The organism is Cohnella ginsengisoli (genome assembly GCF_029525555.1).
In the GTDB taxonomy this organism is placed as follows: domain Bacteria; phylum Bacillota; class Bacilli; order Paenibacillales; family Paenibacillaceae; genus Cohnella; species Cohnella ginsengisoli.
In genome coordinates, this window is record NZ_JAPDHZ010000002.1 from 1,788,099 (window position 1) to 1,810,462 (window position 22,364).

Annotated in this window: 21 protein-coding genes; 2 read left to right on the forward strand and 19 right to left on the reverse strand. The window is 59.3% G+C overall.

Annotated elements, in window-relative coordinates; all coding sequences use genetic code 11:
* Positions 1–80: 80 nt before the first annotated feature.
* The gene (locus tag OMP38_RS08495) at positions 81–1,220 is read right to left on the reverse strand and encodes an ABC transporter substrate-binding protein (RefSeq protein ID WP_277564688.1); all 1,140 of its coding nucleotides are present in this window, start codon (positions 1,218–1,220) and stop codon (positions 81–83) included.
* Between the two features lie 206 nt (positions 1,221–1,426).
* On the opposite strand from OMP38_RS08495, the gene OMP38_RS08500 reads away from it, so the two are divergent.
* Positions 1,427–1,723 (forward strand): hypothetical protein, encoded by a 297-nt coding sequence (locus OMP38_RS08500; protein ID WP_277564689.1) that lies wholly within the window; start codon positions 1,427–1,429, stop codon positions 1,721–1,723.
* A gap of 39 nt (positions 1,724–1,762) precedes the next feature.
* On the opposite strand, the gene OMP38_RS08505 is transcribed toward OMP38_RS08500, so the two are convergent.
* From OMP38_RS08505 to OMP38_RS08515, 3 genes are all read right to left on the reverse strand, one after another.
* The gene (locus tag OMP38_RS08505; RefSeq protein ID WP_277564690.1) at positions 1,763–2,671 is read right to left on the reverse strand and encodes a carbohydrate ABC transporter permease; all 909 of its coding nucleotides are present in this window, start codon (positions 2,669–2,671) and stop codon (positions 1,763–1,765) included.
* Positions 2,672–2,682: 11 nt separating this feature from the next.
* Entirely contained in the window at positions 2,683–3,585 is a 903-nt protein-coding gene (locus tag OMP38_RS08510) for an ABC transporter permease (protein ID WP_277564691.1), read from the reverse strand.
* A gap of 470 nt (positions 3,586–4,055) precedes the next feature.
* Positions 4,056–5,498, reverse strand: a complete 1,443-nt coding sequence (locus OMP38_RS08515; RefSeq protein WP_277564692.1) for an L-fucose/L-arabinose isomerase family protein — start codon at positions 5,496–5,498, stop codon at positions 4,056–4,058.
* Between the two features lie 324 nt (positions 5,499–5,822).
* On the opposite strand from OMP38_RS08515, the gene OMP38_RS08520 reads away from it, so the two are divergent.
* Positions 5,823–6,644, forward strand: a complete 822-nt coding sequence (locus OMP38_RS08520; RefSeq protein ID WP_277564693.1) for a helix-turn-helix domain-containing protein — start codon at positions 5,823–5,825, stop codon at positions 6,642–6,644.
* A 2-nt stretch (positions 6,645–6,646) separates the two neighbouring features.
* Here the strand turns inward: OMP38_RS08520 and OMP38_RS08525 are convergent, their stop codons facing one another.
* From OMP38_RS08525 to OMP38_RS08595, 15 genes are all read right to left on the reverse strand, one after another.
* Complete coding sequence (locus OMP38_RS08525) at positions 6,647–8,989, reverse strand: AraC family transcriptional regulator (protein ID WP_277564694.1); 2,343 nt, start codon at positions 8,987–8,989, stop codon at positions 6,647–6,649.
* 87 nt (positions 8,990–9,076) lie between these two features.
* Positions 9,077–9,841: a sugar phosphate isomerase/epimerase family protein gene (locus OMP38_RS08530; RefSeq protein WP_277564695.1), complete on the reverse strand. Its 765-nt coding sequence runs from the start codon at positions 9,839–9,841 to the stop codon at positions 9,077–9,079.
* A 19-nt stretch (positions 9,842–9,860) separates the two neighbouring features.
* Positions 9,861–12,005 (reverse strand): hypothetical protein, encoded by a 2,145-nt coding sequence (locus OMP38_RS08535; RefSeq protein WP_277564696.1) that lies wholly within the window; start codon positions 12,003–12,005, stop codon positions 9,861–9,863.
* 341 nt (positions 12,006–12,346) lie between these two features.
* Positions 12,347–12,790 carry an SGNH/GDSL hydrolase family protein gene (locus OMP38_RS08540; protein ID WP_277564697.1) on the reverse strand — a complete coding sequence of 148 codons (444 nt, stop codon included), beginning with the start codon at positions 12,788–12,790 and terminating at the stop codon, positions 12,347–12,349.
* Positions 12,714–13,460: an SGNH/GDSL hydrolase family protein gene (locus OMP38_RS08545; RefSeq protein ID WP_277564698.1), complete on the reverse strand. Its 747-nt coding sequence runs from the start codon at positions 13,458–13,460 to the stop codon at positions 12,714–12,716. Before OMP38_RS08545 ends, OMP38_RS08540 begins: the two co-directional genes overlap by 77 nt.
* Position 13,461: 1 nt before the next feature.
* The gene (locus tag OMP38_RS08550) at positions 13,462–14,358 is read right to left on the reverse strand and encodes a Gfo/Idh/MocA family protein (protein WP_277564699.1); all 897 of its coding nucleotides are present in this window, start codon (positions 14,356–14,358) and stop codon (positions 13,462–13,464) included.
* Complete coding sequence (locus tag OMP38_RS08555) at positions 14,319–14,540, reverse strand: hypothetical protein (RefSeq protein ID WP_277564700.1); 222 nt, start codon at positions 14,538–14,540, stop codon at positions 14,319–14,321. Before OMP38_RS08555 ends, OMP38_RS08550 begins: the two co-directional genes overlap by 40 nt.
* A gap of 646 nt (positions 14,541–15,186) precedes the next feature.
* Positions 15,187–16,269, reverse strand: coding sequence for a sensor histidine kinase (locus tag OMP38_RS08560; RefSeq protein ID WP_277564701.1), 1,083 nt, complete (start codon positions 16,267–16,269; stop codon positions 15,187–15,189).
* The gene (locus tag OMP38_RS08565) at positions 16,259–16,960 is read right to left on the reverse strand and encodes a response regulator transcription factor (protein ID WP_277564702.1); all 702 of its coding nucleotides are present in this window, start codon (positions 16,958–16,960) and stop codon (positions 16,259–16,261) included. Before OMP38_RS08565 ends, OMP38_RS08560 begins: the two co-directional genes overlap by 11 nt.
* 158 nt (positions 16,961–17,118) lie before the next feature.
* Complete coding sequence (gene msrB / locus OMP38_RS08570; RefSeq protein WP_277564703.1) at positions 17,119–18,084, reverse strand: peptide-methionine (R)-S-oxide reductase MsrB; 966 nt, start codon at positions 18,082–18,084, stop codon at positions 17,119–17,121.
* A 38-nt stretch (positions 18,085–18,122) separates the two neighbouring features.
* The gene (locus OMP38_RS08575; protein ID WP_277564704.1) at positions 18,123–19,211 is read right to left on the reverse strand and encodes an ABC transporter substrate-binding protein; all 1,089 of its coding nucleotides are present in this window, start codon (positions 19,209–19,211) and stop codon (positions 18,123–18,125) included.
* The gene (locus tag OMP38_RS08580; RefSeq protein ID WP_277564705.1) at positions 19,208–20,011 is read right to left on the reverse strand and encodes an ABC transporter permease; all 804 of its coding nucleotides are present in this window, start codon (positions 20,009–20,011) and stop codon (positions 19,208–19,210) included. The genes OMP38_RS08575 and OMP38_RS08580 overlap by 4 nt, the downstream gene beginning before the upstream one ends.
* Positions 20,008–20,814, reverse strand: a complete 807-nt coding sequence (locus tag OMP38_RS08585; RefSeq protein WP_277564706.1) for an ABC transporter permease — start codon at positions 20,812–20,814, stop codon at positions 20,008–20,010. Before OMP38_RS08585 ends, OMP38_RS08580 begins: the two co-directional genes overlap by 4 nt.
* On the reverse strand, positions 20,804–21,919 hold the full coding sequence (locus OMP38_RS08590) for an ABC transporter ATP-binding protein (RefSeq protein ID WP_277564707.1): 1,116 nt from the start codon (positions 21,917–21,919) through the stop codon (positions 20,804–20,806). Before OMP38_RS08590 ends, OMP38_RS08585 begins: the two co-directional genes overlap by 11 nt.
* Before the next feature lie 50 nt (positions 21,920–21,969).
* The gene (locus OMP38_RS08595) at positions 21,970–22,140 is read right to left on the reverse strand and encodes a hypothetical protein (protein ID WP_277564708.1); all 171 of its coding nucleotides are present in this window, start codon (positions 22,138–22,140) and stop codon (positions 21,970–21,972) included.
* Between the last annotated feature and the right edge of the window lie 224 nt (positions 22,141–22,364).

The window sequence follows — 22,364 nt, forward strand, 5'->3', positions numbered from 1 at the left end:
GGTTAGTAGAGGCAGACGCTTATTCATAAAAAGCGGCCCGACTTTCTCCAAGCTGGGCCGCCTTGCCGAACCGTTTTCGTTTAGCTGTTTTCCGCCTTCCACGCATCGAACTGCTTTTGCGCTTCGGCCATGATCTTGTCCATGCCCGCCGCATCCAATCGTTTCTGAAGATCGGTATAGTAGCTCTCGAAGTCCGGCATCGAGCCGGTCGTCAGAATCGGATTCGATTCTTTCTGGATGGCGCTCACCTGCGCGATCTCCGTCTTGACGGGCTCCGGATTGAAGATGAAGCCGAGTATGCCCGACGCCTTGCCGTTGTCGTTGTTTTTCTTCATCTCCTGAAGCGCTGCGGTGGAGTTCCAGTTCGAATCCCACTGATCCCACAGCGGGCCGAGCCAGTTGTGCCAGATCGCCCAGGTCTGATCGGCGCCCGTCGTCGCTTCGATCGTCGGGTTGTCGTCCTTCACCGTGCCGGATTTGACCGTATAGTTTTTGCCCTCGACGCCGTAGGCCAGCGTATTCAGCAAATACTTGTCGCCCCAGATCAGGTTGAGCAGCATCATCGCGCGCTCCGGATTTTTGGAGGTGGCGCTGATCGCCGTCGCGGCGGACGTCATCGAATTGGTCGAGATCGTCGGGTAGCCGGCCAGCGTCTCTACCGTCGGGAAGCCGTACGTCGCCGTCGACTTCGAGCCGTCCTCCGTATAGCCGCCCGAATCGCGCATGACCGCGTACTTGCCCGACTTGGCTTCGGCCAGATAGTCCGTCTTGATGGCCGCATCCTTGGCGATATAGCCCTTTTTGTAAAAGTCGTTGATCGTCTTGTAGTTCTCTTTGTTCTCGGGCACGCCCAAAATCTTGACGATCTTTCCGTCCTTCTCGCTATAGGAGATGCCCGGCGTGATCGTCGTATAGTCGTACAAGGTGACGCCCGCCGCGGTACCGTTCGCCGTAGCCAGGAGCGGAATCATGCTCGGCTCGTTTTTCTTGATCTCGGCCAGGAACGGCTCCAGGTCCTTGATGCTCTTGACGCTCTTGTAATCGAACTTGTATTTCTCCACCATATCCTTCTTGAAAACATGCGCGCCGGCCGGCGCATACGGCGTTTGCGCGGGAATGGCCATGATCTTCCCTTTGTACGTAACCGCCTTCCAGGCGCGTTGGTCCACCTTCGCCAGAATGTTTTGGCCGTACTTTTGCAGCAGCTCGTCGAGCGGCAAGAATGCGCCCTTTTTGAACGTTGTCGCTGATCCGGTTGGAGGCATACGTGGAAAAAACGATGTCGTAAGGCTCCCCTGCAGCCGAGATGAGCTTCATTTTGTCTTCCCAGCCGGCATTGTCGATCAGGTTGAGATGCAGCTCCGCGTTCAGCTTTTCCTTGATGACCTTGTTCGCTTCCGCTTCGACGGCGGCTTGATCCTTCATATTGTCGATCGGCTTCGGCATGTACCAGCTGAGCTTGACGAAGTCCTTGGTATCGCCTCCTGTATCCGCCGGCTGCGAAGCGGGCGCGCTGGCGCTCGGGCTGGCGCTTGGACTCGCGCTCGGACTGGCGCCGGCGCTTGCGGACGGGCTCGAGGACCCCTCCTCCTTCGAACTGCAACCGCTTACGATCATGGCCGCCGCCAGCATGGCGGACGTCCCCGTTCCAATCCATCTTGCCTTCTTCCTGCTTGTCGGACTCACTTGGATTGCCTCCCTTGTATATGCCTTTCATTTATAATCAGCAGCCGTAAGATCAATTGACTCACGGCTGTAATTATCACCCTTTGACCGAGCCTACCGTCAAGCCCTGCACGAAATATTTTTGAAAAAGCGGGAACACGAGCAGCATCGGACCTGCCGCCAAAATACACATGGCCATTCTGGCGCTTAAGGAGGGCACGAGCATGCCCGGTTTGACCAGCCCGTATTGAATGGCTTCCGCCGAATTCAGGTATTCCATGTTTTTCAGCACGCGAATGAGCAAATACTGCAGCTTCATCAGGTTGTCGTGCTCGACGTATAGCAGCGTCAGCCACCAGTCGTTCCAATATTGAAGGGCGAAAAACAAGCCCAATGTCGCCAACGCCGGCTTGGAGATCGGGATGACGATTTGCGCGAAGATGCGCAGCTCGCCGGCGCCGTCGATCTTGGCCGATTCGATGACCGCCTCGGGGATCGTCTGAAGGAAGCCTTTCATCAGCAACACGAACCAGCCGCTGATCAGATAGGGCAGGATGAGCGCGAGAATGTTGTTTTTCAAGCCGAGCCACTTGACCATCAGAATGTACGAAGGCACCATCCCGCCGTGGAACAGCATCGTGAAAAAGATGAAGAACGCGAGGAAAGACCGGAAACGGTAGTCCTTGCGGGATATCGCGTAAGCATAAGTCGTCGTCACCCACATCCCGACGAGGGAGCCGATGACGGTCGTCGCGATCGTGACGAAGTAAGACTGGAACAGCACCTTGGGCTCGTGCAAAATGACGCGGTAGGCGTCGAACGTAAAGTTTCTCGGGATGATGGAATAACCGAACTTGACGATATCGTTCTCGCTCTGGAACGACGTGCCGATGATGACAAGAAACGGAAACAGGCTGGCGACGCACAAAGCGATGAATACGACGTGAATAAGCATCTTCCCGGCGGACGGTCGACGCCGCAGGAGGGTCGTGACGGAATCGTTCATGGCTGCGCTCCTTAGAAGAGAGAATTTTCCGGATTGATTTTTTTGACGATGTAGTTCGTCGCGAGCACAAGGCAGAAGCCGACGATCGACTGGAAGAAGCCGGCGGCCGACGCCATCCCGATGTCGCCCATGTCGATCAGCGACCGGTAGACGAACGTGTCGATGACGTCCGTCGTCTTGTAGAGCAGGGACGAATTGAGCGTCACGTTGTAGAACAGGCCGAAGTCGCTGTAGCAGATGCTGCCGATCTGCAGGATGACCATCATGATGACGATCGGCTTGATCATCGGCACCGAGATGGAGATCGCCTGCCGGATCTTGCTCGCCCCGTCGATCTTGGCCGCGTCGTAATATTCGGAATCGATGCCCATCAGCGCGGCGTAGTAGATGACCGAGCCGTAGCCGAGTCCCTTCCATACGGCGGCCGCCACCAGTATGTAGGGCCAGTACTTGGGATCGCTGTACCACAAAATCGGCTCCTCGCCAAGCGATACGAGCACGCGGTTGATGACGCCGTAATCCATGTCGAACAGGGAGCGGAAGGCGAAGCCCGCCACGACCCAGGAGATGAAGTAAGGGATAAACAAAATCGTCTGATACGCTTTGACGAACCGGCGGCTAAGCTCGTAGAGCAGCAGCGCGATCGTCACGGACAGCGTCGTACCCAGCACGATGAAGGTCATATTGTAGAGGAGCGTATTTCGCAGCACCCGGTAGAGCACGTCCCCGTTGAACAGGAAACCGAAGTTGTCGAAGCCGACCCAGGGGCTGTTCCAGATGCCCAGATTGTAGCGGTAGCTCTTGAAGGGAAGGAGCATGCCGTACAGCGGCACGTAGTTAAAAAGGATGATGAGCAAAAATCCCGGCAGCGCCAACATCGATAATCCGAAGTTTTTTTTGATCGCCCTGATCATGTGTCCTGCACTTCCTTTTCGCATTGCTTGTCGTGTTAAGCCCAACTTTAGGCGCGGAAGGCGGTATTGTATATTTTAAAAACGGTATTTTCCTGCAAAAACATGCATCGAAGCACGCGATTGGAGCAATTTGCGAATTCACGAACGGCTCGCAAACAAAGCGCCAGCGACGCTTTCGCAATCGATTCCTGCAGCAATCGCGTGCATGATCGGCGGTCAGTCCTCGTTCCCGCCCTCGCTCCCGCCCCCGACCGCTTGAACACCTGCACGCACGGATGCGCCAACTTCTCCGGCGCAGCATTTTTTAATAAATAACGTCGCCGGTGTCCGCCGCCCCTGCCTGATTTGCACTTCAAAGCCCCCAGCCCTCGTTCGCGCCAACCCGCTTACCTTCCGGCTTAATTGCCTGCTTATTAAAAAAACGAGCCCCGCACCGCTTCCGGCGCAAGACTCGCTTCTTGGCTAACCCTCTAAATCTCCTGAACCTCGATCCCCATCATTCCCGCGGTGCGCTTGATCTCAGCTGCTTTGCGGCCTACGCCCAGCGCGAAGTGATGGGTAGGACCGGCGCTGCACCACTGCTCGACGAACGCCGCGACCGGACGGCCGAAGCTGCAGCGCGTGTTGGTGTTGCCGGTTTGCGGTATCGGTCCCTTGATCGACTCCCCTTCGGCGACGATCATCTTGTAGCGGCCCTGAGCCGTCTGCCCAATGCTGAGCAGCGTCACCGGCCCGGCCTGGATGCTGAACTCGACGCCGATCCCCGAGCCGCGCTTGCCGTGGAACAGCTCCAGTCCCCGGATGACCGGACGGTCGTCCGCGATCTTGATGTTGTGCGGGCCGTCGTGGCCCACGAGCACGATATCGTCCTTGAAGTCGCACGGGTGCAGCTCGGCAAAGGAGCCGCCCGCCTCGAGACGGTCCATGATCAGCATCGCCGCGCAGGTCTTCAGGTCCGCTTCGCCCGCGAGCGGGATGCCCTTGCCGGTAAGCAAGGAATTGCCGAGCACCATGTTCGCGCCGATCCGCTCGTACTCGTTGTCGTCGAGTCCCTTGTAATAATAGGCGAGACCCGTCAGGCCGAAGGCGTCCACGAGCTTGTCGAGACCGACCGCGACCTTGGCGGACCAGGCCAGATCCTCGGGCTTGATCGGCCGCGTGACCGGGTCGATGAACGGATCGGAAACGGTAAACACGCCGTGGATCTCCTCCAGCTTTTCATCGATCTCCCGCTGGGTGGCGCCGTTCACGGCCTTGGCCAAATCGCACATCTCGAGCATCTGCACGTGCGAGCCAAAAGTCGCCGTAAAGGCCGTCGGATCGCTATTCATGTCGTACATGCCCTCGTAAGTATGTCCGAGGTAGCCGATCCGCGCGTACTTGAACGCGCGCCGCGCGTTCGCCGCCCGGCACCAGGACCGCACCTCGGCCATAGCCGCGGAGTCGTCGTACAGCGTGCCGACGACCATGCCGGCGGCCGGCCGCCCCGCCCGTACGAGCACGCCCCCGATCTCGGGCAGCGAACAGATGTTGTCGTTGGCCAGCTGCATGTAGGTGGTGGTGTTCGTGTAGTCCAGGCGCTGCCTGGGCTGCAGCGCCACGAGCACCGTCGGCACCGCCAGGCCCAGGATCGGCGTTGCCGCCGTCGAGGAAGTGACGTACGTGCTGAGAAAGACGAACAAAAAGTCGACATCCTGCTTTTTCAGATGCTCGGTCGCCGCGAACGCCTTGTCCACCGTATCGACGAAACCTGCGCCGACGACCTCGACATCCATCTCGCGCACCCGGTTTTCAAATTCCTGTCCGTAACCGGCGAGCTCTTCCCGCAGTCCCGGGAACTGCTCCCAATAAGGCTCGTGACCCACCGTCATGACGCCGACGCGCGCGCGCGCGCGCCGGAATTGATTAACCATACGTTAACGCCTCCTCTTGTTCTCTTCCGCTCCTTTCTATCGTAGAAAATCCCGGCGGAACGAACAATGAAGCCATCCATTTATTTTTAAACGATTCTACGATAAAAATAAAAAAGGTAATCCGGAGAAATGAAAAAATCCCGACATTCCATCTAATCAAAAATTATAAAAGCGGATTCAGACGTTCGCATTCGATTAGAATAATATTACGGCGCCTGTTATACTAGTACAGCATGTCGCAAATCATCAATCGATTAAAAATACAGAATTTTCGAGAGAGCGGGTAAGCGTGCCGTATTCGTTATAAAAGGAGGAAATCGGTCCATGATCGAACCGGTGGCGATTTATTACGAGCATTGCGAGCCGGGGTGGCTCGTGCCCGGATCGCGGACGAACAACCATATTGCCGTGCTCGTGACGGAGGGACATGTCGTATTCGACACGGAGCAGGGAAGCTTCGCGTTGAGCAGAGGGGACATGCTGTTCATGCCGAAGGGTCTCGAACGCAGCGCATCCCATTCGCCCGAGGCGCCGCATGAGATGTACGTCGCGCATTTTCAGCATGCCGGGGAGGCGGAAGGGCTGCCGCTATGGACGGCGCCGCAGGCGCGCGTCGTCAAGATCCACAACTACGACTATGTGCGGAACCGCTTCGCCGCGCTCGTCCAGTATTGGCTCCGGCAGTCCCCTTTTCGGCCGGCGCTCTGCCATGCCGCGTTGCTGGAGCTGCTCGCGCTGTTCGCGGAGACGTCCGAATCCGCCGCTTCGCAAGGCGCGGCATCGGGTCTCGTCTATCGGCTGGAGGCGTACATCTTGCTCCACTACCGCAGGACGATCACGGTAGGCGAGCTCGCCGCGCACGTCGGCAAGACGCCGAACTATATCAGCGCGCTGTACCGCCAATCGACGGGGCGCACGCTGACGGACTACATGCAGCAGATTCGGATCGCGGCCGCCTGCGACTTGCTGCTGACTTCGCAGATGAACATCGGAGAGATCTCCGATTACCTCGGCTTTTGCGAGCAATCGTACTTCAATAAGGTTTTTAAAAAAAATAACCGGCACCCTGCCTTCCGCATACGTGCGGCACAAGGTAAACCGGTCGGTAACGGTCGACGACAATCGGTGACGGTCAGTGAAGCGTAGCGCTAGTTGATTTGGTTCGCTTTTCGCTGGAGCGCGTACTCCTTCGGCGTCATCTTGTACTTCTTCTTGAACAGGCTGAAAAAATACGTTTCGTTCGTAATGCCGACCTTCTGCACGACCTCGTAAACGCTCAGATCCTCCTGGATGAGCAGTTCCGCCGCCTTGGTCAGCCGCACGCCGTTGATCAGATCCGCGATCGACAGCTGCGTCGCGTCTTTATAGATCTTGCTCAAGCTCCGCGTCGAAATTTTCATCATCGAGGCGATCGAAGACAAGCTCAGGCCGGGATCCTGATAGTTGCGATGGACGTACTCCGTCACCGCGTCCACGACAAAGTAGTTGAGCGCATCGGTATCCTCGGCCGTCTCCTTGTTGAACGAATCCCGCAGGCCGCCCCAGACGATGCGCTCGATCTCGGCCATCGTCTCCTTTTCCAGAACATGCCTGCCGATCGAAACCTTCTGCAGCGAGGGCGCCGGCGTCACCTTCGCTTTCTCCAGCGCCTCGATCGCCGCGTCCGCGAGACGGAGAATCGAGATCAGCGCATTGTGATAGTTCAGCGCCGCTATCTCCTCGAACAGGCTCGCCAGCACGTCTTTCATCGCGGACACGTTCCCCGACTTGATCGTCTCCATGAGCCACGTTTCCAATTCCTTGGAATAGGTCGTCTTTTTGTTGTCCGCGCGCCCCCGCAGCCGCTCCTGCGTGATGACGGAGCCGTGGCCCAGCTGGAGACGGTACATCGACTGGTCCATCGCTTGCGTATACAGCGCGTGCAAACCGCCGAGCGTCTCCGTCTTGCCGCTGATCGAAGCGGTGAAGGTCACTTTGAAAAAGCGGGAAAAATGGTCCTGCGCCTCCGCCAAATACGCCGCGAGCCCGTCGAGCCAGCCGGCATCCGTCTCGGGCACGCCGACGATCAGCAGCACATGGTCTTCCTTCATGTCGATGCCTTCGTTCGCATACTTGACGGCCACGATCTCGGAGGCGATGTTGATGAGGGCGAACCGGATCGTTTCCTTGTCCTTGGCGGAGAAGCGCTGCTGGAATTCCTTGTAGTTATCGATCTTGAGCAGGCAGACCGCGTACGCGCCCGACAGCGGCAGGGCGATTCTCGTCTCCTCGAACAGAGGCGCCAGCTCGGCCGCCGGGATGGAGAAGCGCTCCGCAAGCAGACGGCTGAGCCAGTAATGCTTAATGACGTCTTTATACCGGTCTTTTTCCTGGTAAAAGATATGCAGCTCTTCCATCGATTTTTGATAGACCGTATTCAAGTATGAAATCTCGTCGACGCCTTCGGCTTCGGTCTCGACCGATCTTCCCGGCCTGTTTTGCCTCACGACGTTCACCAAATTGCCGATCGGCCGGTAAATCGTCCGGGAGATGAGGATCGAGACGCCGAGCGCCAGCAGCAGCGCGATCAAGGTAATGAGCAGAATGCTGGTCCGGAGCCTGTCGATCGATCGGTATACTTCGAGGACCGGCTGCGTTTTGAGCAGCGTCATTCCCGCGTCGTCGACGTTCGTATACGTGATTAAATACGGCTTGCCGCCGTACTTGCGTTGAAAAAAGCCTTCAGCATCGGCTTCGGGGTGAGCGGCTCGGTAGGCCGCCAAGTCGCCTTTAAGCCGCTGCATGATTTCCCGGTCGCCCGTGCCGTCATCCAGGTATTCGCCGGCTTGATCCATGATAAAGATGCTGTCGCCTTTGCGCTCGTCGATCATATTGATCTGATTGATATTGTCCAGCAGCCATTTGGATCGGACATTGACGATGATGACGCCGTCGGGCTTCAGATCGTCCGCCGATGTCTCGTACATCACGTAGGAAAACACGTACTCGGGCTCGGTCTTCCCGTTCACCAGCTTCTCGATGTTGCGGAAGATCGGCTTCATCTGGGGCAGCAGCCGGTCCGAATCGTATAACGCGCTCAGCAGCTTGTCTTCGAAAAAAAGAGGTCTGCCTGCGTTGTACGTCTGGTCCAGATTACGGTTATAGATGGTAAGCGAATGAATATACGGATTGGCCGACGTGACGGCGCTGGTCACTTTGTTCAGCCGGTTGGCGACCTCGACCATATTTTCCTGCCTGGCGTACATGACCGCGGCTACGTCGCTGTTCAAATAAAGCGATTGACAAAGGCTGGCGATCGACTGGTCCATGAATTCCATATTGTATTTGACCTGATACAATATTTTCTGGTTGGAGGCGTACTCGTTTTTGACGAGCAGCTTCCGGGCATTGAAGTAGACGACGGCGGACAGTACGACGACGATGAGCAGAATCGCGACGCCGATCCATAAAAGCATTTTTATATAATAGGCTTTGGCCCCGAATCGCTTCATGCTGGCGTCTCCTTTGTTCGGCGTTATGCCTGTCAATGCCGAAGAGGACCGGCATTCGCCGGCCTCTCGCTTTTTTGAAATGACGGACTAGCGGCCAAGCCTGTCCGCCAGCGCGTGCAGGTTGTCCAGGCTGATCTTGACGCTGTCCATTGCGTCGCCTTCGCAAATATCCTGCTCCACGACGTACCATTCCACGCCGCTTTGCTCTCCCCAGAGGAGCAGCGGTTCGAAATCGATGATGCCCCTGCCGATCTCGGCATACGTTCTTCGTTCGTCGCCGGTCATGTCCTTCAGATGCATCGTCGGCATGCGGCCGCGATACGGCGCGATGAAGGCTGCCGGGTCTTTTCCGGCTTTGCTCACCCAGTATACATCAATCTCCGCCAATACGGCATTGTCCGGGGACGGATCGAGCAAGTAAGACAGTGCATCGCGTTCGCCGACGCGCGTCTCGAATTCGAAGGCATGGTTGTGAAAGGCGACCGTGAACCCCTCGTCCCGCAGCTCGGACGCCGCCGCGTTCAATTCCTCGCGCAGCCGGATGTAGCCCTGCTCGTTGCGCCATTCATGCGGCACGGACGGGCAGATCAACCGGTTCGTGCCGAGCTGCCTCGCCTCCGCCTTGACGCGCTCCGGCTCGTCGCGCAGACGCTCGACGGAGATATGCATGCCCGCCGTCTTCAGTCCCGCTTCGCGGAGCACCTCCGCGACCTCCTCGGCCGCGTGGCCGTGCAATCCGGCCGTCTCGACACCCGCCCAGCCCATGCGGCCGAGCGCGCGGAGCGTCGCGGGAAAATCTTGCTCGCATTCCTTGCGCAGCGTGTACAGCTGCACGGCAAACTTGCGCTTCAAAGCGGACTCCTCCTTTTTTCTACCAAGTAATCTCGATCGCGCCGCTTATCTTATTCAGCACGAGCCGGTCGTGGCGGATGCAGTCCGCCAAGTCCAGAAAAGCAGTCTCGCCCCGCACTTCTACGCGGCCCGCGCGCAGGCTCGCCAGCGGCGGGAATACCGTCACCTCCGCGTCCCGCAGACCGGCGACGAACAGCATCCGCTCCGAGCTCTTGTTCGGCGTCGGACCCGGCGCGAGCTCCCGGCAGGAGACGGACGTCGTCTCGCGCTGCTTGACGAAGACGCGGCATTCGTCGTGAAAGGTGCGGTTCGGCCGATAGGCTGCGGCGCCTTCTCCCGCCCGCGTCGTCTGGCCGATCATCGCGGGCACCCCTTCGGGAAAGCGCAGCCGAAGGGTGACGGACGTGTCCTGACGGCAGCCCGTAAAGAAAAAGCCGTTATCGCGGCGCGTGACGAACAACAGCGCCGGCTTGTCCGACTCCGCCGCCTTGGACTGCAGGAGCTCGTAGCCGAACTCGGCGAGCAGCTGGCGGGACAGCGCCGAGATATCCTTGAATCGCTCGGGCTGGCGATTCGGCAGATGGGACACGCCGCCGGATTCGAAGGGCAAGGAGCCGCGGATCCATCCGATCTTCCCGCCCTTCCATTCCGGCCGTTCGCGCGTCAGCGCCAGGACGCGCACTTGATCGCCCTGTTTGCCCGTCGCGCATACCTTCGTGCCCGGATCGTCCGCGTCGCCTAACGCCTCGCCGATCGCGCCGCCGCCGAGCAGCGGATCGTGCATGAATACGGACGAAACCGTCGCCTCATCGGTTATGACATCCTGCTGCAGACCGCTGGAAAGCGCGATCTCGCCCGCTATGCCCTCGTCCTGACGAATGTTCAGCAGCCGCTGCAGTTCCGCGTCCAGGACGCTGCCGTAGACGATCGCGCGGCCTCCCTCACGGACATAAGCGGCCAATCGCTCGGCGCGCTCCCCCGCCAGCCAGGAGGCCGGCGTCCATAAGATCGTATCCCGCAGCCTGCCGCGCGCCTCGTCGGTCATCGCTTCGAACGCGTCCGTGCTCAGCACCGTGTTGAGCGGCAGCCCCTCGTTCACCGCATTGCGCACGAACCATTCCTCGAAAAAGACGGCTTTGGCCGCTTCGGCCGACCGTTCCACGGAAGCGTGATACTCGCTGAACGGATACAGCCAAGTGAGCAGGCCGGGCTGGTCGGGAAAATCCCGGATCGCTCGCCGCAAGTGGGGAATCACCTCCGCGGGACAATCCGCGTTCAGCTCGCCCTTCTCCGTATCGATCGTCAGCAGCTCGATAATGCCCGGATTCTCAAGCTCGCCGTCGGCATTCACGCGGGCGACCGACAGCGGGCAATAAATATCGTGCGGCTCCCGGTCGTACAGATCCCACCAGGGATTTTGCCAGAACCAGGGGTCGTTCGGGTAGAAGCGGTACGGGTACGTCTCTCCCGGCAGGACCGCGATGCGCGACATATAGGAGGCCACTTCCAGCCCGAAATCGAAGTTCAGCGCGCCCCACGGCGAATTCGGAGGCGGCAGCTCGATATATTTTCTGCGGTACATCTCCTGCAGCGGAATGAAGTCCTTGGCCAGATCCATGCCCGTCCCGAAGTTCGTCCCGCGCACCTCCGTGCGGTAGCCGGGACATTCCCGTTTGAAATGCTCCCAGAACGACAGGGTCCGGTCCGCGACCTCCCGGTAGTCCGCCGTCGGCATCGACGTGCCGTCGTAATTCGCGCCCAGGTACGTCCAGGGAAAATAGGAGAAGCCGAAGCCGTTCGAAAACCAAATATAATCGAAGCCGAGCGCCGGGAGGAAGCTGGCGCACTGGCGGCCGAGAAATTCCCCGAACGGGGTGCCCTCGGGAATGCCGTCCGGATAAGCCGCATAGGCGACCGTGTCCGCGTGAAGCTCCGACCAGGTGCAGACGACCGTATAATCGGCCTTCAGCGCGACCTCCCTGCCCCCCCAGCTTCGCGCGATTGATCTCCGGATGCCGTTGATATTTAAAGTCGGAATAGGCGAACTCGGGTCCTGCGTCGAAGGTGGCGCCGACTTCCATCGCGATGCCGAACCGGTCGCGGGCGATCCGCTTGAACGCCGCGACGATCGTCCGCAGGTTATCGTATGTAATCTCGCAGGCATCGGCCCTGTACAGCTTGGCGATCCGGGGATCGTTCGGCACGATATGTCCGAACCGGTCCTCGTTCGCGAAGCCGATATAGCGCCCCCACTCGATGTTGCGCTCCCCGTTGCCGTCCCAGTCCAGTATCTCGCTGCCGTCCGCCACCCACAGCAGCATCGAGCAGCCTTCGGCCATGCCGATCAAGGGCAGCCACTGCCGGATCGCTTCTTCGCAGACCGCTTCGATCGCCGGCACCGCCATGCTTGTAAAAGGCTTTAAACTCATCTCCAGCGTCACCCGCCGGAGTTTCTTGTCCGTCTCGGACCGGCTCATTCGATCAGCCCTTCCTTTATGCTTCTACTTATGCTTCAACGATGGGACGCAGCAGTTCGGCCAGCACGGGCCGAAGCCGGCCCGCGATGCGGTCGTAGCCCAGATCCGAAGGATGGATGCCGTCCGTCGTGCAATCCTGGTCCGCCTCGCCGAGCAGCGCCGTGCCGTCGAAGAAGTGAACGCGATCGTCTCCCGCCAGACGCTGCCGCTCGACCTCCTCCCGCTGGAACCGTCCGCGCTCGGCGCGGCGGGCCGCCGCGTCGACGTCGAACGCCTCCCGGGCCATACGAATCTGCGACAGGACCAGAATCGGCACGTCGGGATGGCGGCTGCGGTAGATGCCGATGAACGCAGGCAGCGTCTCCTTCAGGCGCTCCGTGCTCGGCGTATTGGCTTCATAATCCAGAATGAGCAGGGCCGGATTGTCGATCTGACCGATCAGATGAGCAAGCTCGGGCTCCCCCCTGCGCATTGCCGGAAAATCCGAGATTGACGAATTCGAGCGGGAACATCCGGCTTAAAATATTCGGATAGGCCATGCCGGGACGCGTCGCGCAGGCGCCGTGGGTGATCGAGGTGCCGTAGAGCAGCACCTTCTTGTCGGTGGGAAAGCCCGGGAACTCGGCGATCTCCGATGCGGGTTCGACGCCGACCCATAGCGCCTCCACGCCTTGATACAAAGGCAGATTCAGCGTGATGTCCCGCAGTCCGCGCGGAAGCGCCTCGAACAGGACGGAGACATACTCGGTCCGGGTGAAATCGAATCGCGTCGTATTGATGTACTTTTGATCGCCGAGCCCGCCGATATAACAATCGATCCCGCATTGGCCCGTGGCCGCCAACTGGTACATGCTGTACTTGTCCGCCAGCTTCACCCGCACGTACAGCCTTGGTGAATCCGTCCTGAACCGGACCTGCACCCCTGTCGTAAAATTCGCCAGCCGGTCCACTTCCGCTCGAATCGGATGGCTCGGCCGGAGCGGCAGCCTCCGGAAGACGCCGTCCTGCGCCAGCCACGGAAGTCCGGTCACGCGAAACGGCGCGCCGGGCACGGGCAGCCAGCTCAGCTCCGGCAACGCTTGGTCGCCCACTCTCATATTCGCGTCCGCTTGCCTGTCGTCGCGCGGTTTCTTTTCGCTCATCTCAAACCTCATCGCCGATCGCTTCCATGATCATTTTGACGATCTTCAGATCCTGCCGGTAGTCCTCCGGCGTCGTTTTGGGCGTCAGGCCGTTCGCGACGACCTCGTAGAAATATTCAAGTTCGCACGTATACGCGTCCTTGTACGTCGGACGGACGACCGTCTCCGCCAGCGAATCCCCGATCGTATCCCGAATGCGCAGCGTCGTCGGCAATTGGCGCAAATACGGCGTATCGTACTGAACGAGAACCGACCGGCGCTCGCCGTACACTTCGATATGGGCGTCGAACCGTCCCTGCTGGTCCACGCCGGTCTCGAACATGACATCGAAGCCGTCGTATGCCAGGATGGCGTTCTTGAATCGGCCGCCCTGCCGGGAGGAGGCCGCCTTCACGCGCAGGGGCATGCCGAGCATCTCCCGCATCGCCGAGAAGTCGTGGCTGTTCAAGCCCAGCAGCAGACCGTACGCGGCATACGCTTCGGCGGAGGCTTCGCCGATCGCTTCCTTCATGAGCCTTGCGTTTCTGTCCTTGCGATCCTGGACGGCCTCGGCCGGCAAATCGCCGAATCGGTGCACATGAATGCCCGACTGCCCGGTGAAAAAAGCATTCGGGCCGATCATGTCGCGCACTCGCGCGTAATTGATCGGCCCGAGCGCCTTCACTTCCTCGAGCGCGCGCATGTACGCCGGCGCGAATCTGCGCATATAGCCGACCATGACCTGAGCCTGCGACGCGTCGCGCGCACGGATGATTTGTTCGGCTTCCGCGTCGCTTATGCACATCGGCTTTTCCACGAATACGTGAACGTTCTTTTTCAGCGCGGCCACCGTGCATTCGGTGTGGTATTCCATGTTATTCAGCACGAACACGGCGTCCATGTCGACGCGGTCGAGCATCTCCGTAGCGCTGGCGTACAAATGTTCAACCCGGTGCTTTTCCCCATCAAGGCAAGCAAGCCCGGAGAGACGTCGCAAAGGGCGACGAGCTCGAAGCGATCGGGCATCGACTGCAATATCGGCAAATGAATGATTTGGGCGATCTCGCCCAATCCGATCATGCCGACCTTTAATTTCTTCATCTCGCAATCTCCTTCGGAACGAATGCTGCGGCCTGCTTTCTCTGTCTCGCGTCGCGTCTCGTGTATCGTGTCTCGCGCTCTTCCCGCGCTTCTCGCGTCGCGCTCTGGTCGCGAACGGCCGGCGCGACGCAGCTTGTGCTGCTGCCGCAACCTAAATCTAGCGTCCCTTTTCTGGTTCTGTACACTTCAATTTGCGTCAATTCATGCGATTTGGCGCATGGCGGAAAGAAAAGAGAGGAATTGACCGAAAATCAATGGCTAGGAGCGCGTTCCTTTCCATTCTTCACGTTGCTCAGAGCTGTGGGGACGGCGAGTCAGACGGAAAAACCGTGCTACTGTGGCGGTTGGGGCTTCGAGGCGACTGCTCACAGGAAAATAAGTGTTAAAACGCAGTTATTTCCCGGATTCACGCCGCTCTCAGGCAAATAAGTGTTAGAGTGCAATTAATTCTGAGATTCGGACCGTTTTGAACATGAAACGGATAAATTAATTGCTTTTGAACACTTATTTTCAATTTCCAAAAATAGTTATGAAAAATAACTGCTTTTCAACAGTTATCGCCTGCGTTTCTGCTGCGTGAATGCACGCCAAGCGCGCCGGATCGGCATCGACCCGGCGCGCGTATGAGGAAACGAGGCTTGCACTCCTACCTCGCCAGCGGCAGCCTCACCTGAAACGTAGTGACGCCCACTCCGCTGAACGCGGAGATCGCGCCGCCGTGCAGCTCGACGATGTTTTTGGCGATGGCGAGCCCGAGGCCCGATCCGCCGGTATGCCGAGAACGGGATTGCTCCAGCCGGTAAAATCGGTCGAACAGCAGCGGGATTGCCGAGGCCGGCAGCGGCTCGCCGTAATTCACGATCTCCGCCACCGCCTCCGTTCCTTCTCGCCGCGCCCGAATCTCGATCCTGCCGCCGTTCCTGCCGTATCGGATGGCGTTGTCGATCAAATTTTCGAACACCCGCACCAGCTTGTCTCCGTCCGCCGCTACGGTGAGCTCCTTCTCAGCGAAAACCGCAACGCCTTCGATCCCCGCCTGCTCGAACTGAAGCCTGAACTGAACCGCTAACTGCCCCAGCATCTCGACCAGGTTAAGCGGAGAGAGCCGCAGCTGCAGCCCGCCGCTCGTGCGGGTGTATTCGAACAGGTCGTTGATCAGTCCCTGAAGCCGCAGCGCTTTGTCGTAAGCGATGCCCGTGTAGTGGCGCAGCTCGACCTCGTCCCGATAGCGGTCCTGCTCGATCAATCCCAGATAGCCGACGATCGAAGTGAGCGGCGTGCGCAGATCGTGGGAGACGTTGGTAACGAGCTCCGTCTTGGCCCGCTCCGTCCGCCGCTCTTCCTCGATGGAGCGCTTCAGCCGCTCGCTCATGCCATTGATGCGATCCGCCAGCACGCCGAGCTCGTCGCTCGTCCGGACGGGGATGCGGCTGTCGAACCGGCCCTCGGCGATCTCGCCAACCCCTTGCGTGATTCGCAGCAGATAACGAATAGTGCCATGGCTGAAGACGAACAAATAGACGATAAAAAGCGCGAGGATCGCGAAGGCGAGCGTAATCGACCTGCCGAAGCGTTCGTAAAACCACCAGGTCAACGCATTCAGGATCGTAATATCGTATCGCACGGCGAGGAAATAAAGCAGCGCTGCCGTGCCGGCCGCGAACCCGAGACTGAGCGCGACCAGGACCAGCAGCTTGAAGCGCAGGCCGAACAGCGGATTAGGGTTCAATTTTATAACCTACTCCCCACACCGTCCGGATCGGCTTGGCGCCGTCCAGCGCGTGCTCCAGCTTGTCCCGCAGATTGCTGATGTGCACCATGACAGTGTTGTTGGATTCCAGGAACTTGTCCTTCCAGACCGCCTCGAAGATCGCCTCGGCGCTGAACACTTGCCCCGGGTGGCTGGCCAGCAGATGCAAAATATCGAACTCCGTCGAGGTCAGATTGATATGCTTGTCCTCGGCCATGACGGTGTGGGTATTCTTGTTGATTCGAAGCGATTGGATCTGGATATCGTCGTCCTCGCGGTTCGGCTTCAGCTTGGCGTTCAAGCCGTACGAACGGCGCAGCAGCGACTTGACCCGTGCGACGAGCTCCAGCGGGTTGAACGGCTTGACCATATAGTCGTCCGCCCCGGTCATGAGACCCATGATCTTGTCCATGTCCTCGGCCTTCGCGCTAAGCATCAAGATCGGCACCGCGTCGTCTTTGCGCACCGCGCGGCACACCTCGAGCCCGTCCATCTCCGGCATCATCACGTCGAGGATGACGAGCTGGACCGATTCCGACCGGATCAGCGACAGCGCTTCGCGGCCGTCCGCCGCCTTCAGTACGCGGTAACCTTCGTTCAGCAGATAAATGGCGATCAGGTCCGCGATCTCGCGATCATCGTCCGCGATCAGGATCTGAGCGGCGTTCATCCGGTTTCCCCCTTTTGTCCATTCCCTTTTCATTATAAAAAAAGCCTCGTCGCTCAAGCATGTGATAATGTTGAAGGATTTATAAAGTTTTTCTAAACAAAAGAACCGTTAGGCAGCGAAGCTGCTTAACGGTTCGGTCGATCGGCGTGCGGCGAAGGTCAGACCTGGCCGAACAGGCTCCTGTACCGTCCGTAGCCCTCTTGCTCCAGGTCCTCGACGGGAATGAAGCGCAGCGCGGCGGAGTTGATGCAGTAGCGCAGGCCGCCGAGCTCGCGCGGACCGTCGTTGAACACGTGGCCGAGATGCGAGTCGGCCTCGCGGCTGCGCACTTCCGTGCGAACCATGCCGTGCGTGAGGTCCTCTTCCTCGCGAACCCCGCCCGAATCGAGCGGCTTCGCGAAGCTCGGCCATCCGCAGCCCGAGTCGAACTTGTCCTTCGAGCTGAACAGCGGCGCGCCGGACACGATGTCCACGTACAGCCCCTCGCGGTGATTGTCCCAGAACTCGTTGCGGAACGGATGCTCCGTCGCGTTGTTCTGCGTCACCTCGAACTGCAGCGGCGTGAGACGCGAGCGCAGCGCTTCCTTATCCTTGTCCGTGTTCCAGTGCCGCTTGATATAGGCGTCGCGGCCCGATCCCTTGCGGTACATTTTGTACCGAAGCGGATTTTTCTTATGGTAATCCTGGTGGTAGTCCTCGGCCGGGTAAAATTCGGAGGCGGGCTCGATCGTCACCGCGATCGGCTTGTCGAAGCGCCCGCTGGCGTCCAGCTCGGCCTTCGTCTCCTCGGCGGCCTGCCGCTGCTCCTCGTTATGGTAGAAGATGACCGGACGATACGATTCTCCGCGGTCGAAAAACTGGCCGCCGCCGTCCGTCGGATCCACCGATTGCCAATAGATGCCGAGCAGCTTGCGATACGGGAATAGATCCGGATCGAACGTGATTTGCACGGCCTCCTGATGTCCCGTCGTTTCCGAGCATACCTGCTCGTAGGTCGGGTTGGGCACATGGCCGCCCGTATAGCCGGATACGATCCCGTGAATGCCCGGGAGCTCGTCGAACGGCGTCACCATGCACCAGAAGCAGCCTCCTGCGAACGTCGCTTTTTCGAATGTTTGGCTCATCTTCCCATCGCTCCTTCCGCGTATGCTACGCATCTTTTTTATACCCGATCATTTACTTTTTTGTGCATTTTAAATTCGAGGAACAGCTCGTTGTAGTGGGCGAGCATCCGCTTGCCCAGATTATCGTACACTTCGAGCTTGTCCGTCAATGCGGGCTCCGGATAGAATCGCTTGTCCTCCGCGATTTCGGCCGGCAGCAGCGGCATGGCCTTGGCGTTTGGCGTAGCGTAGCCCACGTATTCGGCGTTTTGCGCCGCGTTTTCCGGATCAAGCATGAAGTTCATGAACTTGAGCGCGCCGTCCAGATTGCGGGCCGTCTTCGGAATGACCATGTTGTCGAACCACAGGTTCGAGCCGTCCTTCGGAATGACGTAGTCGAGCTTGTCGTTCTCGTCCATGATCTCCGAGGCGTCGCCGGACCAGACGAGCCCGACCGCGGCCTCTTCGCCCGCGAGCAGCATCTTGATCTCGTCGCCGACGAGCGCCTTCACGTTCGGCGTCAGCTTCTTGAGCTTACCGAGCGCCTCCTGCAGATGCGTCTCGTCCGTATCGTTAAGCGAATAGCCCAGGCTGTTCAGCCCCATCCCGATCACCTCGCGCGCGCTGTCGACGAGCAGGATGTTGTTGCGCAGCGACGGATCCCACAGATCGTCCCAGCTGTCGAACGTCAGGTCGCCGACCAGCTCGGGGTTGTACACGATTCCTACAGTTCCCCAGAAGTAGGGGATCGAGTAGACGTTGCCCGGATCGAACGATTGGTTCAGAAAACGGGAATCGATGTTCGCCAGATTCGGCAGCTTGGCGTGATCGATCGGCAGCAGCAGGTTTTCCTGGCGCATTTTGCCGATGGCGTAGTCGGACGGAACGGCGATATCGAACGTCGTGCCGCCCTGCTCGATCTTGGTCATCATCGCCTCGTTCGAATCGAACGTTTGGTAGATGACCTTGATGCCGGTCTCCTCCCTGAACTTGTCCAGCAGGTCGGGATCGATGTAATCGCCCCAGTTGTAAACGGTAAGCGTGTCCGCGCCCGAGTAGCCCTGCGAGGAATTGAGCCTGTTGATGGCGATCAGCAGGCCGGCCGCGATGACGAGGACGGCGACCAACGTCCGTACCAGGCTTTTCATCGCGGCACCCCCGTCCCGAGGCGCTTCGCGCTGCGCCGGTTCAGCACGTAATAGCCGAGCACGATGAGCAGCGTGAACAGGAAGATGAGCGCCGACAGCGCGTTGATCGACAGCGACACGCCTTGCCGCGCGCGCGAGTAGATCTCGACGGACAGCGTGGTAAAGCCGTTGCCGGTGACGAAAAAGGTGACCGCGAAGTCGTCGAGCGAGTACGTCAGCGCCATGAAAAACCCGGCGAAGATGCCCGGCTTGATGAACGGCACGACGACCCGCGACAGCACCTGCCAGCCGCTCGCGCCCAGATCGCGCGCCGCATCGATGAGCGTCGGGCTCATCTCCTGCAGCTTGGGCAGCACCATAAGAACGACGATCGGCACGCTGAACGCGATGTGCGACAGGAGCACGGACGTGAAGCCGAGCCGGATGCCGGCCATGGTGAACATGACGAGCAGCGATGCGCCGATGATGACGTCCGGGCTGACGATGAGCACGTTGTTCATCGACAGCAGCGCGTTGCGCGAGCGCCTCGTCCGCGTCCGCATGATCGCGAGCGCCCCGATCACGCCGAGGATCGTCGAGATCGTCGACGACAGCAGCGCGATGACGACCGTGTTCAGTACGATGATGAGCAGGCGCCCGTCCCGGAACACTTCGCCGTAGTATTCGAGCGTGAAGCCTTCGAAGCCGTGCATCGTGCCGCCGCTGTTGAACGAGTAAAAAATCATGTAGGCGATCGGCGCGTACAGCACCGCGAAGACGACGATCAGGTAGGCCGACTGCCAGCGTCTCGATGCGCTCATCGTCTCACCCTCCCCGCCTGACCGGTCCCGGTCAGCAGCATAATGACGACCATCGCGATGATGAGGAACACCGCGATAGCCGCGCCCATGCCCCAATCCTGCGTAACCAGAAAGTGCTGCTCGATCGCGGTGCCAAGCGTGATGACCCGGTTGCCAGCGACGAGCCGCGTGATCATGAACAGCGACAGCGCGGGGATGAACACGGCCTGGCAGCCCGCCTTGACGCCGTCAAGCGTGAGCGGGAACACGACCTTGCGGAACGTCGTCCAGCCGGACGCCCCGAGATCCCGGGCCGCGAACACGAGCGACGGGTTGAGGTCCTCGAGCGCGTTGTAGACCGGCAGGATCATGAACGGGATAAAAATGTATACCGACACGAACACGAAGCTGAAGTCGGTGAACAGAATCTGCTGGCGGCCGATCCCGAGCGCCTCGAGCGCGCCGTTGACGAAGCCGTACGTGCCGAAGATGCCGAGGAAGGCGTATACTTTCAGCAGCAGATTGACCCAGCTCGGCAGGATGAGCAGGAGCAGCCACAGCTGCTTGTGCTTCATCTTCGTCAGCGCGTATGCGGCCGGATAGGCGATCAACAGCGAGAACAGCGTGATCAGGAAAGCGTACCAGAGCGAGCTGACCGTCATTTTCAAATAAATCGGCGTCAGAAACTTCTCGTAGTTGCCGAACGTGAACCCGCCGTCGATGTCGAAGAAGGAATCGTAGACGATAAGGGCGATCGGAATGACGATGAACAGCGCCATCCAGGCCAGGTACGGCGCCAGGTAGACGTTGCGCTTAGCGTTCATCGGCACTCTCCTCGTACGCGAGCAGCCGCCGGTCGAACTCTTCTTCGGTCTCGCCGAAGCGCATGACGTGGATCGCCTCCGGATCGAAGCCGAGTCCGACCCTTTCCCCAACCGTCGCTCGCTTGGTCGAATGCACCATCCACTCGTTGCCCGCGTCGTCGTAGCCGATGATCTCGTAGTGTACTCCGCGGAACAGCTGAGAATCGACCTTCACGACCAGCTTGCCCGATTCGGGCGGCGTAATCTCGAGATCCTCGGGCCGGATGACGATCTCGACCGGCTCGTCCGGCCGGAAGCCGCCGTCCACGCATTCGAACGTATGCCCCGCGAAGCGGACCTCGTAGTCGCGGACCATCTGTCCGGCCACGATGTTCGACTCCCCGATAAAGTCCGCCACGAAGCGGTTGATCGGCTCGTCGTAAATATCCGTCGGCGTACCGCTCTGCTGAATCGTGCCTTCCTTCATGACGAAGATCTCGTCCGACATCGCCAGCGCTTCCTCCTGGTCGTGCGTGACGAAAATAAAAGTGATGCCGAGCCGCCGCTGCAGCTCGCGCAGCTCGTACTGCATCTCCGTGCGCAGCTTAAGGTCGAGCGCCGACAGCGGCTCGTCAAGCAGCAGCACCTGCGGCTCGTTCACGATCGCACGCGCGATCGCCACCCGCTGCCGCTGGCCGCCGGACAGCTCGGTGATCTGCCGCTTCTCGTAGCCCTTCAGATTGACGAAGCGCAGCGCCTCGAGTACCTTAGCTTCGACGTCCGCCTGCTTCATGCGCTTGATGCGCAGGCCGAAGGCGACGTTCTCGAACACGTCGAGATGCGGGAACAGGGCGTAGTCCTGGAACACCGTGTTCACCTGCCGTTCGTTGGCGGGCACGCGGTTGATCACTTTCCCGTTAAAATAAATCTCGCCCGACGACGGCTCCTGAAATCCCGCGATCAGCCGCAATATCGTCGTCTTGCCGCAGCCCGACGGCCCGAGCAGCGTGTAGAACTGCCCGCGCCGGATCTCGAAGCTCACTTCCTTCAGGACGGTCTCCCCGTCCTCGTAACTCTTGGTCACCCGCTCGAAGCGGATGATCGGCTGCTCTGCGCTTGCGCTCATTCCGACTCTCCCATCTATGCGAACCCTGTCGATCCTCTTATTATCTCCTATTACCCGGATATCGCAACCGCCCGCGCCGCGTCCAGCTCCAAGCGAATCAGCATTTGCAAAAACGCCGGCTTGACCTGCAGCGATCCGCTCTTATTATAGTCCAAACTGCTGAGCAGCGCAGCAGCGACAGGGTTCTCCGATCCGACGAACGCACGCCAGTCGCACTGCATGATAGAGGCATAAAACACCTGGACAATCTCGAGTAGAAATCAAAGCTGCATGGTTCGAGCGCCTTTGGGCCGCGATCGTCTCAAGCAGGAACAAACCTTCAAGGTCCGAGCGCCTTTGCGCCGCGATCGTCTCAGGTAGAAACAAATCCGCTGGCACGAACGCCTTTGCCATAGATTAAGTCTCGGGTAGGAACAACATCCGTAGGATAGCCCGTTGATGCACT

Coding starts and splice junctions, on each gene's coding strand:
- OMP38_RS08505 (WP_277564690.1), bottom strand. CDS start 2,671: ATGAACGATTCCGTCACGACCCTCCTGCGGCGTCGACCGTCCGCCGGG.
- OMP38_RS08510 (WP_277564691.1), bottom strand. CDS start 3,585: ATGATCAGGGCGATCAAAAAAAACTTCGGATTATCGATGTTGGCGCTG.
- OMP38_RS08515 (WP_277564692.1), bottom strand. CDS start 5,498: ATGGTTAATCAATTCCGGCGCGCGCGCGCGCGCGTCGGCGTCATGACG.
- OMP38_RS08520 (WP_277564693.1), top strand. CDS start 5,823: ATGATCGAACCGGTGGCGATTTATTACGAGCATTGCGAGCCGGGGTGG.
- OMP38_RS08525 (WP_277564694.1), bottom strand. CDS start 8,989: ATGAAGCGATTCGGGGCCAAAGCCTATTATATAAAAATGCTTTTATGG.
- OMP38_RS08535 (WP_277564696.1), bottom strand. CDS start 12,005: ATGCCTGCGAGATTACATACGATAACCTGCGGACGATCGTCGCGGCGT.
- OMP38_RS08540 (WP_277564697.1), bottom strand. CDS start 12,790: ATGCGCAGGGGGGAGCCCGAGCTTGCTCATCTGATCGGTCAGATCGAC.
- OMP38_RS08545 (WP_277564698.1), bottom strand. CDS start 13,460: ATGAGCGAAAAGAAACCGCGCGACGACAGGCAAGCGGACGCGAATATG.
- OMP38_RS08550 (WP_277564699.1), bottom strand. CDS start 14,358: ATGCTCGACCGCGTCGACATGGACGCCGTGTTCGTGCTGAATAACATG.
- OMP38_RS08555 (WP_277564700.1), bottom strand. CDS start 14,540: ATGAAGAAATTAAAGGTCGGCATGATCGGATTGGGCGAGATCGCCCAA.
- OMP38_RS08565 (WP_277564702.1), bottom strand. CDS start 16,960: ATGAACGCCGCTCAGATCCTGATCGCGGACGATGATCGCGAGATCGCG.
- msrB (WP_277564703.1), bottom strand. CDS start 18,084: ATGAGCCAAACATTCGAAAAAGCGACGTTCGCAGGAGGCTGCTTCTGG.
- OMP38_RS08575 (WP_277564704.1), bottom strand. CDS start 19,211: ATGAAAAGCCTGGTACGGACGTTGGTCGCCGTCCTCGTCATCGCGGCC.
- OMP38_RS08580 (WP_277564705.1), bottom strand. CDS start 20,011: ATGAGCGCATCGAGACGCTGGCAGTCGGCCTACCTGATCGTCGTCTTC.
- OMP38_RS08585 (WP_277564706.1), bottom strand. CDS start 20,814: ATGAACGCTAAGCGCAACGTCTACCTGGCGCCGTACCTGGCCTGGATG.
- OMP38_RS08590 (WP_277564707.1), bottom strand. CDS start 21,919: ATGAGCGCAAGCGCAGAGCAGCCGATCATCCGCTTCGAGCGGGTGACC.
- OMP38_RS08595 (WP_277564708.1), bottom strand. CDS start 22,140: ATGCAGTGCGACTGGCGTGCGTTCGTCGGATCGGAGAACCCTGTCGCT.